The sequence below is a fragment of the Sedimentibacter hydroxybenzoicus DSM 7310 genome (assembly GCF_013403245.1).
GTDB classification, from domain to species: domain Bacteria; phylum Bacillota; class Clostridia; order Tissierellales; family Sedimentibacteraceae; genus Sedimentibacter; species Sedimentibacter hydroxybenzoicus.
This window is the reverse complement of the sequence record NZ_JACBNQ010000004.1, coordinates 43896-57296: the sequence shown is the minus strand read 5'-3', so window position 1 is coordinate 57296 and position 13401 is coordinate 43896. Positions and strand designations below refer to the sequence as shown.

General features: G+C 37.4%; 12 protein-coding genes. All 12 read right to left on the bottom strand.

The features are described 5' to 3' along the window. Positions 1 to 65: 65 nt before the first annotated feature. The 12 genes from HZF24_RS06095 to rapZ all read right to left on the bottom strand — a co-directional run bounded on the left by HZF24_RS06095 (position 66) and on the right by rapZ (position 13390). A complete protein-coding gene (locus tag HZF24_RS06095) occupies positions 66 to 998 on the bottom strand; it encodes a nucleoside hydrolase (protein ID WP_179237408.1) in 933 nt (310 codons plus the stop codon). A gap of 27 nt (positions 999 to 1025) precedes the next feature. Continuing rightward, the gene (locus HZF24_RS06090; RefSeq protein WP_179237407.1) at positions 1026 to 1949 is read right to left on the bottom strand and encodes an ABC transporter permease; all 924 of its coding nucleotides are present in this window, start codon (positions 1947 to 1949) and stop codon (positions 1026 to 1028) included. Then, entirely contained in the window at positions 1949 to 3019 is a 1071-nt protein-coding gene (locus HZF24_RS06085; protein WP_179237406.1) for an ABC transporter permease, read from the bottom strand. Before HZF24_RS06085 ends, HZF24_RS06090 begins: the two co-directional genes overlap by 1 nt. Beyond that, positions 3012 to 4559: an ABC transporter ATP-binding protein gene (locus tag HZF24_RS06080; protein WP_179237405.1), complete on the bottom strand. Its 1548-nt coding sequence runs from the start codon at positions 4557 to 4559 to the stop codon at positions 3012 to 3014. The genes HZF24_RS06085 and HZF24_RS06080 overlap by 8 nt, the downstream gene beginning before the upstream one ends. Positions 4560 to 4695: 136 nt before the next feature. After that, positions 4696 to 5802 (bottom strand): BMP family ABC transporter substrate-binding protein, encoded by a 1107-nt coding sequence (locus HZF24_RS06075; protein WP_179237404.1) that lies wholly within the window; start codon positions 5800 to 5802, stop codon positions 4696 to 4698. A gap of 4 nt (positions 5803 to 5806) precedes the next feature. Further along, positions 5807 to 7210 carry an ADP-ribosylglycohydrolase family protein gene (locus HZF24_RS06070; RefSeq protein WP_179237403.1) on the bottom strand — a complete coding sequence of 468 codons (1404 nt, stop codon included), beginning with the start codon at positions 7208 to 7210 and terminating at the stop codon, positions 5807 to 5809. A gap of 173 nt (positions 7211 to 7383) precedes the next feature. Continuing rightward, positions 7384 to 8085 (bottom strand): purine-nucleoside phosphorylase, encoded by a 702-nt coding sequence (deoD, locus tag HZF24_RS06065; RefSeq protein WP_179237402.1) that lies wholly within the window; start codon positions 8083 to 8085, stop codon positions 7384 to 7386. 86 nt (positions 8086 to 8171) lie between these two features. Next, a complete protein-coding gene (locus HZF24_RS06060; RefSeq protein WP_179237401.1) occupies positions 8172 to 9059 on the bottom strand; it encodes a CvfB family protein in 888 nt (295 codons plus the stop codon). Between the two features lie 64 nt (positions 9060 to 9123). Then, on the bottom strand, positions 9124 to 10404 hold the full coding sequence (locus tag HZF24_RS06055) for a glucose-6-phosphate isomerase (protein ID WP_179237400.1): 1281 nt from the start codon (positions 10402 to 10404) through the stop codon (positions 9124 to 9126). A 51-nt stretch (positions 10405 to 10455) separates the two neighbouring features. Further along, positions 10456 to 11538: a SpoIIE family protein phosphatase gene (locus HZF24_RS06050; protein ID WP_179237399.1), complete on the bottom strand. Its 1083-nt coding sequence runs from the start codon at positions 11536 to 11538 to the stop codon at positions 10456 to 10458. Positions 11539 to 11542: 4 nt separating this feature from the next. Continuing rightward, positions 11543 to 12523 carry a gluconeogenesis factor YvcK family protein gene (locus HZF24_RS06045; RefSeq protein WP_179237398.1) on the bottom strand — a complete coding sequence of 327 codons (981 nt, stop codon included), beginning with the start codon at positions 12521 to 12523 and terminating at the stop codon, positions 11543 to 11545. 3 nt (positions 12524 to 12526) lie between these two features. Beyond that, complete coding sequence (gene rapZ / locus HZF24_RS06040) at positions 12527 to 13390, bottom strand: RNase adapter RapZ (RefSeq protein ID WP_179237397.1); 864 nt, start codon at positions 13388 to 13390, stop codon at positions 12527 to 12529. Positions 13391 to 13401: the final 11 nt, after the last annotated feature.

Genomic DNA, 13401 nt, shown 5'->3' with positions numbered 1-13401 from the left:
CTCCTTGTTTTAACCCAGAGAGAACCGTCCCCTTTGGGTCAGTCCCCTTTGGGTCATTGGGTCTTTTAGTCTAATTTTTTCAGGTCTTCCAGCAGTATTTCCCTGAATTTGTTAAGGTCTACACCTGTTAAAACCTTCGGATACGACTCATCGTAATTAATCCATTCTCTTACGTCACATACGGTGTTTCCTCTGCTTAATTCCTCTGAGCAGTCAACCTTTACATCCATGTGTCTGTAGGTATATAATTCGGGATGAATTAAATACATAAAAGCACTGGCATCATGTATCGGAGTGAATGTTCCGTTATTAACATGGTCGCCTCGGAAATAAAAATTCAATATGTCTCCGCACATTTTAGTAACTCTGCCGTTGCTTTTTAAAAGCTCATTAACATCTTCTCTGAAAAGCCCCGTTGAATGAGTAACATTTAATCCGCTCATAACGATGGGAAGCTTTGAATCAAAAACTATTCTTGCCGCTTCAGGGTCAGCCCATACGTTAAATTCCGCAACAGGCGTAGTATTGCCTACTGTTGTCGAACCGCCCATAATAGATAAGAGCTCTATATTTTCTACAACTTCCGGGAATGTTTTGATGAGCAGTGCAATATTAGTCAATGGACCGATGGGAACCAGCGTTACCTTTTCCCCGGAAGACATTATTGTATCTCTTAAAAAGAGTACCGCATTGTTTGAATATAATTTCTTCGTGTGGGGAAATTCATAATCTCCAACTCCGTTTTCTCCGTGAACATTGATTGCAGGACGCTTTTCCCTTATTAAAGGGCACTTTGCTCCTTGTGCTATTTTTATATCTTTATTAAGAAATGACATTAATCCGATTGTATTTTTTGTTACTTTTTCTATCGTTTGATTGCCTGCAACCGTAGTAATCCCCAATATATTAAATTTATCTTCATTTGCAAATGCAAAGCAGAGTGCAACCACATCATCTATACCCGGATCACAGTCAATTATTATGTTACGTTTGTTCATAGCAGTTTCTCCTTAAATAACTTATTGTCATCCTCTGTCGCTTAATTTTTGTCTCTTTTTCATTCTTACGTAGCTGTAAATTGCCAAACCGATAATCGTTGTAATATACGGAAGCATCTGTATAATTTCATACGGCCAGTTTCCAAGCTGAAGTATGTTGGACAATGCCGAAGATGCTCCAAAAAGAAGAGATACTGAAAAACCTCCGACAGGGGTATTGCCTCCCATGAAGCTTGCCGCCAAAGCAATGAAACCTCTTCCCGCAGTCATACCGGTTGTGAAATATGTCATATATCCCCCTGACAGGAAGAAGCCCCCCATTGACGCCAATACACCACTTATAACCAAAGCAATATACTGTATTTTCTTAGAGCTTATACCTACTGATTCCGCGGCATTCTTATTTTCTCCCACAGCTCTGATTCTGAGTCCTAAAGGCATTTTATATAAAAATATGTGGACTACTACAACCATTATCAATGATACGTACGTCAATACATTTTGATTAGATATAACCGCACCTAAGTACGGTATGTTTTCTATAACAGGTATACTGATTCTTGGTAAAGGAACTGACTTTACCGAGGATGAAACGCCTCTGTCCCCTGATAGCATAAGAAGTATTAAAATTGTTGCTCCGTTTGCAATTAAGTTTATGGCTATTGCCGCTAAAATTTCATCTGTTTTCAATTTAAGCACGAAAAATGCCAATAAAAGACCAATCAAACCGCCCATAACCATCGTTGCGAGAAGCCCTAATATACCGCTTTGGAACATTGCAGAAAACAAAACACCAAACAATGCAGAAAACAGCATAATTCCTTCAAGGGCCATATTAATAATTCCGCATTTTGCTGCTACGGCAGCTGCCAATGTTGCAAAAAGTATGGGGGTTGTGGCCCTCAGTGTGGCATTCAGAAATTCCGGTGATAAAATCGCATCTACTATCATTATTCTGCCTCCTTAGCGTTGCTTAAAGAGAGTCTTGCTTCTTTCGCAATCATTTTATGTTTATACTTGCTTAAAAACTGTTCCGCAACAACCAACAGTATTATAATGCCTTGAGCTACCGTAATAATTTCGGTTGGTACGTTTGTGGCAATTGACATTTTGGAAGCTCCCGTTCTTAAATATGCAAGAAAAAACGCCGCAAAAGGAACATACAGAGGATTCTTTTTCGCCAATGTTGTAATAATAATGGCATCCCAACCGTATCCCAGGGATGAAGTCCATGAAAAACGACTATACATGCCGAGAATTTCGACACCGCCTCCAACACCGAATATAAATCCTCCTATGAGCTGCGATATTAAGGTAACCTTTAAAACGTTTATTCCCGAATATTTTGCAAAATCCATATTTTCTCCGGTTATACGAATTTCATAACCGATTTTAGTTTTATATAATAATACATAGCCGAAAAATGCCACTGCCAATGCAATAAATAATCCCAGATGTATTCTTGTTCCGGGAATAATTGAATTAAGCTGAATATGAGCCGGTATCGCAAATGATACTACCGCACCTGCCTTCGGGTCTCTTAAAATATAGTTCAGCACATAATTTGCAAAGAAAACTATAATGTAATTCATCATTAGAGATGAAACTAATACATCGGAATCCGTCTTAATTTTCATTACCGCCGGAACCGCAGTGACCAAGGAACCCAAAAATCCTGCCACCAATACGCATACCCACGGACTTAATCCCATAGGGATAGCCGCATTAAGTGCTATGTAGGTTGCGACTAAGCCTCCCAAGTGGAAAGAGCCTTCACCTGCCAGGTTTATCTGATTAGCGGAAAACATAATGCTTATGCCTACGCCCGTAAATATTAACGGAATCATTTTTTCAATAACATTGCCGAAGCTTCTTGTACTCTTTAAAGGTCCGGTCAATAACTCCAATATAGCCCTTAACGGCTCGTCGCTGGCAATTAAAATTATTAAGAATGAAATTAACAATGCGATACCGACAGCCAGTACCATACGCAATATATCAAATTTATTACTGCTATTCATATATTATGCCCTCCAAAACTTCATCTTTTTTAATTCCCAGCATGTATTTACCCAATTCTTCTTCCGTAAGTTTTTTTACGTCCGTAAAGACACCGGAAAATTTACCCTTATACATTACAGCAAGCCTGTCGCTGAGTTCAAACACTTCATTCAGGTCTGCCGAAATAAGTACTATAGCGCACCCTGCATCTCTGAATTCGATAATTCTTTGCCTTATAAATGATGCCGCTCCCACATCTATACCTCTCGTAGGCTGGTTTGCAATTATAATTTTCGGTTCTGTTGAAAATTCCCTGGCAACAACCACTTTTTGTATATTTCCTCCGGACAGCATTCCGACGTTTTGCTTATATGATTTGCATTTAATCAAATATTCCTTTATTAATTTATTTACTCTTTCTTCGATTTTCTTTAATTTAAGCATAAAACGACCGGAATATTCGGAGCTTTGATATTGGTTTGAAAGCAAATTATCCATAATATTCATGTTAGCCGCACATCCCAAGGTCATTCTGTCTTCGGGTATATGTGATACCTTTAATTTTCGGATTTCGTTTATATTCTTATTGCTGATATTCTGGTCAAATATTAATATATCGCCGCAATATTTCTTTGTAAGTCCTGTCAACGCCTCTACAAGGTGTCCCTGACCGTTTCCTTCAACACCGGCTATGCCGAAAATCTCACCTTGCTTTACATCGAAGGATAGATCGTCAACCCTTACCACACCTGTGGTTCCTTCAACTATCAAGTTCCGAACCTTCAATGCAGTTTCCTTTAAACTTAACGGCTTTTTATCAAAGGTCATCACAACGTCTCTTCCAACCATGAGCTTAGACATTTCATTTGTGGATATTTCACTTACCTTGTATGTTCCCTTGCTTTTACCGCTCTTCATTATGGTCGCTCTGTCGCATATGCTTTTTATTTCATCAAGCTTATGGGATATAAATATTAATGTGTGTCCCAATTCTTTTAATTTTTTAAGCTGTACAAACAATTCTTCCGTTTCCTGAGGAGTGAGAACCGCAGTAGGCTCATCTAATATTAAAATATCGGCACCTCTGTAAAGTGCCTTCAATATTTCAACCTTTTGCTTTATTCCAACAGGGAGCTCTTCAACTCTTTGTGTAACGTCTATATCAAAATTATATTTCTTTGCTAATTCTTTAGAGATATCAATAGCTTTGTTCATATCAACAAAAATGCTTTTCTTTGGTTCGATACCAAGAACTATATTTTCAGCAACCGTCAATGAAGAAACAAGCATAAAATGCTGATGAACCATACCAATTCCTTTTTTGATTGCTTCTAAGGGAGACTTTAGTTGTATTTCTTCGCCATTTAAAAAAATCTGCCCTTGTTCAGGTGATTCAAGTCCGAATAAAACCTTCATCAGGGTACTTTTACCTGCTCCGTTCTCCCCCAACAAAGCGTGTATCTCTCCCTTTTGAAGTTCCAAGGTAACATCTTCGACGGCAACTATCCCATTGGGATAAATTTTCATTATATTCTTCATCTCAAGCACGTTATGGCTCATAGTTTTCGTTTCCTCCGTTAGTTGGTTATTATTAATAATTAAAAATTGACGACTGTAGCAGGCTCAAGCAGGCAATTTTTAATCATTAATTATTAAGTAACAGTCAGGGGTTACCCCCTGACTGTCATTCTGTATATTATTGTACAGAATCCTTTATAGCTTGAATTTCTTCAGTTGATTTTCCCAATGCTGTATCAACAACTATTTCTCCGCTGATTATCTTTTGCTCTAATTCATCTAATTGTGTTCTGATAGCTTCAGGTACCATTTTTTCATAGTGTGCATCCTTCACTATTTCAACTCCGCCTTCTGAAAATCCTAAGGATTCAGCTACACCATATTCAAGCTTACCTTCCAAATCAAGCTTAATAGCTCTTATTATAGAGTTTCCTACATTCTTAAGTGCTGAAGTTGGAATGAATTCAGCCATTTCAGGCAATAATGCAGCCTGGTCGGAGTCAACACCGAATGCATATTTATTTGCATCTGCCGCCGCTTCTATTTGTCCTAAGCCGGCAGCACCTGCTACGTTATAGCCGATATCTACTCCACCGCTTTGGTACTGAGTCAAAGCTAAATCTTTTCCTTTAGCTGAATCCCAGAAATCGCCTACGTAAGCAATTTTAACTTTTACATCAGGATTAACTTCTTTTGCTCCTTGAATATATCCAACTAAGAAGTCATTGATTATAGGATTTTCCATACCGCCAAGGAATCCAATGTTACTGTCTGAAGGATCGATCATCGGAAGTGATCCGTCAGTTGTCATCAATGCAGCAGCCGCACCTACCAGGAATGATACTTCATTTTGTTTGTAAAGTACGTTGTAAATGTTTTTGTGTTCTCCCGATGAAAAATCAAATGTTTCATCAAAGAATATAAATTTCTGATCCGGGAATTCTTTTGAAGCTTTTGCTAATGCGTCATACATCTGCCATGTTCCTACTATTATTACGTCATATTCTTTTTTGTCACAGTATTCAAGCAATGTAGGTTCCCACTTCGGTTCATCTTCGGGCTTAGCTCCCATTTGTTCAACCTTGAAATCAAATTTATCAGCTCCCAATTCAGCTTTTAATTTTTCCAATCCTTGGTTGGCTGAATCAAAGAATGATTTGTCTCCTAAATTTCCGTTTAATAATAATGCTGCATTATATTCTGCCTTTGTTTCTCCGCTTTGTCCGCACGCAGTCATTGAAAAAATCATAACAACTACAAGCAATAACGCAAATATCTTTTTCATTTTCTTAAATTCCTCCTAAAGTGCTTTTTTTTATGTATCTTAAAGTATCATCAACCAATGTCTCAAGCTCAATTTCCTCATAATATCTCATATAAGTTGTAAGTTTGTTAAATGCCGGAGAAATCAGTCGCTTTGGAATGATACGCATTCCCTTTTGAATTCCCAGTACAGGCATAATCATACCTGCATTGCAGTCTGCATCTATTCCGCACATGGTTATGATGTTTAAGGTCTTGTCATAATCACCTTCACCATACATAAGTGCGATTATTTCACAGCATGCGTTGGGATAAGCATGTATCCAGTTGTATTTTATATATTTTTCTTCGCATTTTTTAAGTGCATCCTGCCAATTATCATATTTGATACAGCAGTCATAGGCAAAGCTCACTACAGAATAATATTCACTGTCGGAAGGTATTAATGAAACAGCTTTTTTAACTATATCCTTAACATCATCATTTATGAATGACATCGATATCATGACTGCATTAAACACTTCACCCAATATTCCGTTGTTAATATGTGATACCTCGCCGTCAATCCACGCAAGCTTCGCAGCAAGCTCAGGGTTTCCCGGAGCAACCATACCGCATATTGCACCTCTCATTTGTGCGCCAATCCATTCATTGAAAGGATTGTTCCACTTTGCGCTTTCAGGAGGCATCATTCCTGCTCGTATATTTCTTAAAGCCAATTCCTCCGCAGACCATCCCACAGGTATAAGACCTATCCAGGAAAGTGCAATATCCTTGCTCGTAACGTCGTATCCTTTATCCTTGAATGCATCAAGAAATGCAATTTCAAATGTTATATCATCGTTGTATGTATTTGGCTCTCTTATATACTCCGTTACATTTCCAAATGCTTCAAACAGATTTTTAGAAGTATATCCCTCAACCATTGTACCCATTGCCGCACCGATTAATTGCGACATCCATGCAGCTTTTATCTGATCCTTGAATTTTTCCGAATTTATATCTACCTTTACGGCTTCAGGGAAGCTTACGGCTTTTTTATATTCTTCATAACTATTATAATATTTATATTTCCAATAGTCTGATTCTTCATTTTTTCTGGCATTCAAAAATTCATTTCTAAGCTCTGCGGATATTTTTTGAAGCAGAACCTTATCATTGTTTTCATGTGCCTTAATGCCTTTCTCTAATAGCGTATACGCATTATCAATGGTATATCCTCTGTTTTCAAGAGCCTGCACTGCTGCAATCATCACTACCTCAGGTGCTCCGGAACCCGGAACGTTGCTTTTCCAGTCTAAGCTTAATATGTTGTCATAAAAGTCAGCAACACTTTTTAAAGCACTCCAACCCTGTTCACCTTCCTCTAAAACGGTAGGCTTCGCGTTAGAAAATAAATCGTATGCCATTTCCCATGCTTTTTTCTTCATCAATAACCTCTTTCTTTTTTTGTCATTCAGAGACAAGTCCGAAGAATCTTATGTTTGACGGGGACATTCCTTATACTCCAAAGACTATCCCTAAACTAAAGGTGTGCCTCTCTTCCTATTACATGAAATCCTTCCCTATCGCTCAGAATGACAAGTCTGTTCAGGACGATAATTTATGCCAGTTCAAGTGCAATTTTCATCATGTCCTTGAATCCCTTTTCTCTTTGTTCAGGAGTTGTTTCTGTTTGATTTACAATGGAATCTGATACCGTAAGTATCGTCAGTGCATTTACCCCCGCTCTGTTTGCATTGCAGTATAGTGCGTAGCTTTCCATCTCGGCAGCCAGTAATCCCATTTTCGCCCAGCTCTTCCAACTGTCCATATCATCTCCGTAAAAAACATCCGAAGTCAATACATTTCCAACCGTAGCCGTTATATTGTTTTCATCTGCAACCTTTTTTGCCTTTGATAGAAGCTCCCATGAAGCAGTTGCGGAATAAATACCCGGCAGCTTATATTGTGATCCATAATTTGAATCGGTACTCGCACCGATTGCCAATACAATATCATACAAATTCAATTTCGGGTCAAATGCTCCGCATGAACCCACTCTGATTAAATTTTTCACTCCATACATATGTATTAATTCATAAGAATAAATTCCTATGGAAGGACATCCCATTCCTGTTCCCATTACAGATACCTTTTTGCCATTATATGTGCCTGTATATCCAAACATATTTCTGACTGTATTGAATTGTTCTACATCAGTCAAAAAATTTTCCGCAATAAACTTTGCTCTTAAAGGATCTCCCGGCAATAAAACCGTTTCCGCTATTTGACCTTTGGCGGCGCTATTGTGTGGTGTAGACATAATTTCCTCCTCTATGTATATTTATGTGTTTTACTCATAAAGCACTTATTATAGTACTTCCAAATGTTGATTTTGTCAAGCTAAGCTTACTTTTTGCCTCTTGCATATTTTTCCCTTTGGGGTAAATTATTTGATTTTAATAACTTTATACCATTTCGGCTCATTTCGATAACTTTCCGTTTCATAAGACGTCCTGCCGCTTTTTTAAAGGAGCTTTTGCTTAAGCCCAGTACTTTGTTAATAGTTTCCGGGTCTGTATCATCATTAATTGATAAAAATCCCTTATTTTTAATTAGTATGCTTAATATTTTTTCTCCATCCTTATCTATTTGCAGCTTCGGAGCATCCTTCAGGCTTAAATCAAGCTTACCATCTTCTTTTATGTGACTTACTCTTACCTCAACAACATCTCCCGGTCTTAACGGCTTCAGGATTTCACCTTCATGTATTAAGCCTAAATACTTGCCGTCTACGGCAACAGTGGCACCTAAACCTCTTTTTAAGCTAAAAACAGTTCCCTTTACATTATCATTCACCTTGTATGGGGAGTCCGTTCTTAAAACCTTGAATAAATTCATCGTGGCGCATAATCTGTCCGACTTGTCGATGTAAAGTCCCACTAAGTATTCACCGTTTAATTTAATTTCACCTATTTGCTCCTTGAAGGGCAGAAATAAATCCTTTTCCAATCCCCAATTCATAAAAGCACCTATTCTTGTTATTTGCACAACCTTTAAGTAAGCTATTTCACCCATTACTAACTTTGGTCTCTTTACTGTTGCAATTATTTTGTCATCTGAATCCCTGTAAACAAAAACATTTATTTTGTCACCTATCTCGGTGTCTGCCGGTACCTGCTTTATGGGAAGCAGTACTTTGTCCTCTGATTTTTCGCTGTCCGTACTCTTCAGATAAACTCCAAAATCTTTTTTCTGAGTTACCGTCAGTTCCTGCATTTCTCCTAATTTTATCATACGTCTTCGTTCTCCTCTGTGGCGCCTTAAACCCGATTCGAGTCACGCCCTGCTATTATTATACTTACCTTTTTCCCAATAAGCTAAACATATTTTTTTTATAATGCTCAACTCCGGGCTGTGTAAACGGATCAATGTTATTAGTATACCCACTGATGGCACAGGACATCATAAAAAAGTAAAAAATCTTACCTAAGTAATATTCGTTCATTTCCGGAACATTTATTATTATGCCGGGAACTTCTCCTTCACTGTGTGCCATGAATGTACCTTCAAACGCCTTCTGGTTTATGTAGCTGAATGGCTTACCTGAAATATAATTTAATCCATCAAAATCCCTATCATCAAAAGGAACAACCATATCATCCCTTCTGTTTTCTATGTTGAGAGTTGTTTCAAATATAATTTTTCGTCCTTCCTGGACGAACTGACCCATTGAATGCAAATCAGTAGTAAAGTTTAATGAAGCAGGGAAAAGTCCCTTTCCTTCCTTCCCTTCACTTTCACCGAACAGCTGTTTCCACCATTCCGCAATAGATATGCAGGAAGGCTCATAATTTACCAAAATTTCTACTTCCTTGCCCCTTCTGTTTAATATATTTCTTGCTGCGGCATACTGACAGCATATATTCTCATCAAAGCAGCTGTTTTTATACTCTTCAGCGCCTGATTTCAACCCATTAAGAAATTCTTGCACATTAAGATTTGCAAAAGCCATCGGTAATAATCCCACAGGAGTTATAACCGAATACCTTCCTCCTATGTCATCAGGTATAACAAATGTTTTGTAGCCATTTAAATCCGATATCTTTTTAAGTGCACCTCTGTTTTTATCGGTTACTACAAATATACGTTTTTTTGATTCATCCATATACTTTTCTTCCATTAATTCCTTTAATACTCTGAATGATAAAGCAGTTTCGATGGTTGTCCCTGATTTCGAAATTACAATTAAGCATATTTCCTTATTGCTTACTACTTCTTTTAATTTCTTTAAGTAAGAGCCGCTTAAGTTTTGTCCTGCAAAATACACTGCAGGTTTTTCTATTTCGTTGTGAAAGTCTCCTCTTATTGCTTCTATGGCAGCCTTTGCCCCCAAGTACGATCCTCCTATACCAAGAACTATAAAAGCTTCACATTTATCCTTTATATATTCCTTGGCACTCATGATTTCTTCGTACTCATCGCCTATTCTATCAACATAATCAATCCAGCCTGTCATATCACTGCTGACACCTTCTCTGTTTAATAACAGCTCGTGGGCGGCAATAATTTCTGACTTTATATTTTCCATTTCCTGCTTGCTTATAAAGCTTCCATCTAAATTTAGTGTAATATTTTCCATATTAATTCCCCTTCTTTATTAGTGTAATTCGCAAATAAGAGCTGTAATTTTTTAAATAATCTCTGCCATCAATATGGCATAATCATCCTTGTGAGCCTTACAATAATCGTCCAATGAAATTTTTAAATTATCGAGAATATTTCCCTTTTTTTTAATTATATCAATTAATCTGTCAATACCGTACTGTATACCCTCGCTGTTGGCAGCTTCTGTTATACCGTCAGTATAAAGAAACAATTTATCGCCTACATGCAAGTCTATTGATTTAACTTCATACTTTACATTATCAAATATATTGGCTATCGGATAACCCTTAGCATTTAACAGGGTGATTTCACCCTTGCTCCTCAGCAGTATCGGCTCCGAATTATGACCTGCGTTTATGTACTTAAACTCATGAGTTGTTTTATTATAGATTCCTAAAAAAACAGAAAAATATCTGTCATAATCAAGGTTTAATGAAAGAAATGTTTTGTGCAGCTCCTTCATTATTTTATTAAGCTCCATGTTACCCTTTGCTATGGTTCTTAAGGATTGTCTGACAAAGACAGTCAAAAGAGAGGCGGTAACACCATGCCCCACAACATCACAAATATAAACCCCTGTATTCTCCTCATCAATTTTAAACACGTCAAAAAAATCACCGCTCAGCTGCTCGGAGGATTCATATAAATAATTAAGTTTCAAACCATTGTACATGCCCTTTGGAGGAAGCATCCTTATTTGCATATTTCTTGCAAAATTTATGTCCTCACTCATTTTTTCATTTTTTTCCCTGACTTTTCTTGTTAATTCCTTTTCATTTGTAATATCTCTGAAAACTTCAACCGAACATATTATTTCGTCAGATTTGTCCTTTATGGGCGATGAAATAACCATGTACGTCCTGTCGTTGATATTTGCTTCCTTGTGCAGGATTGAACCGTCATGGAGCGTAGACTTTGATATACAATAGTCGCACCTGCCTTCCGAGCAAAAGACTTCATAACATAATTTGCCTGTTATATCTCCTAAATCCTCTTTCATCTTTTTGTTTGCATAAAGAACTACATTGTTTTTATCTACAACCCTTACCCAGTCTATCATTCCGTCAATTATATTTAACTGAGATTCATCTACTTTTGATTTATACATTAGATTACTTCCTTTGTTGATTATTTTTTTCATTAATGTAATTTAACAACAATTGTCCTATTTTTCCCGAATTATGTCTAATGTAGTTTTTTCTGATTTCGATAAAATTGCTGCTTATAACCCTGATATTCATTTCTTCAAGAGTTTTTATCTGTTCCTTATCAATTATGACCTGAGCAGAGCCCTTGTATTTGTAGTTCTCTATTTGTTCTTCAGGTATGAGCTCATCATTGGCAATAACATAATCAATTATATGTCTGTTGCTATGCTTAATTATTGCATTTACGTGGTCGAGAACATTGTAGTTATCTGTTTCACCGGGCTGTGTCATAAGATTGCATACGTAAAAAACCGTTGCCTTCGAATTTGTTATCATATCGGGTATACTTTTGACCAACAGATTAGGCATTACGCTGGTATACAAACTTCCGGGCCCTATAATAATAACATCGGCTTCCTGTATATCCCTTACCGTTTCATCCAAAGGCATACAAATATCAGGTACTAAAGAGACCTTGTCTATTTTGCTGTCTGTCTTAGTAGCAAATTCGGGTATGTCCTTTTCTCCTACTATACACTCTCCGTTGCTTAAGTATGCCTTGAGCTGCGTATCCTGTAATGTCATCGGAAGTACCTTGCCGGACAATCTGAAAATACTGCCTATCTCCTTCAATGCGTGCTCATAATCTCCGAAAATTTCATACATTGCCGCAATAAATAAATTACCGAAGCTTTGTCCGTTTAAATAACCGTCTTTAAATCGGTGCTGCATTAATTTAAGCATTATCGGTTCTATATCTGCCAAAGCAATAATGCAGTTTCTCATATCACCGGGAGGCAGCATTCCAAGATCTTCCCTTAATACTCCCGAGCCGCCGCCGTTATCCGCCACGGTAACTATAGCTGATATATCCTTTGTATAGTGCTTAAGTCCTCTGAGCAGTACGGATAAACCCGTACCCCCTCCAAAAACAACTATTTTCATATTCTACCTCTTCTGCTTTGTTATATCCCTGTGATTTACGATAATTCTGTAATTTTGTCCGCTAAGGATTGATGCAATACGGTTGGTGATAGTTACCGACCGATGCTTTCCTCCCGTGCACCCAATGGATATAACAAGATTAGTTTTCCCCTCAATTACATAATGAGGCAGTAAAAATAAAAGCATGTCAACAAGCTTATCAATAAATACTTCCGATGAATCAAAGCTCATGACATAATCCTGAACATTCTTATCGTTACCGGTGAAATCCTTCAATTCTTCAATGTAAAATGGATTCGGTAAAAATCTTACGTCAAAAACCAAATCTGAATCCTGAGGAATCCCGTATTTATAACCAAAGGACATCAGGGTTATATTTAAATTGTATAAAATATTACCCTGCACAAAAATATTGTGAAGCTCTTCTTTTAATTGTCCAAGCTTCATATTTGTAGTGTCTATAATATAATCCGAACGTTTTTTAACTTCCTCCAATTTATATCTTTCTTCCTGAATTCCATCGATAATCGTTCCTGTCGCACTTAACGGATGAGGTCTTCTTTGCTCCTTATAACGTTTAACAAGCTCATCATCAGATGCATCAAGGTAAAGAATCCTGTATAAAATACCCTTACTTCTTAAGATTTCCAGACTGTTAAATAAATCCTTGAAAAAAATACCGCTTCTGATATCCGCAACTACCGCAACCTTGTTTACGTCCTTGGATGAACTGACACAAAGCTCTGCGAAGTTGGGTAAAAGAGCAGGAGGCATGTTATCCATACAATAATAATTTAAGTCTTCCAATATTTTAATTGCCTGGCTTTTACCGGCACCGGACATTCCTGTTATGATTACAAATTCCATATTCTCCTGCC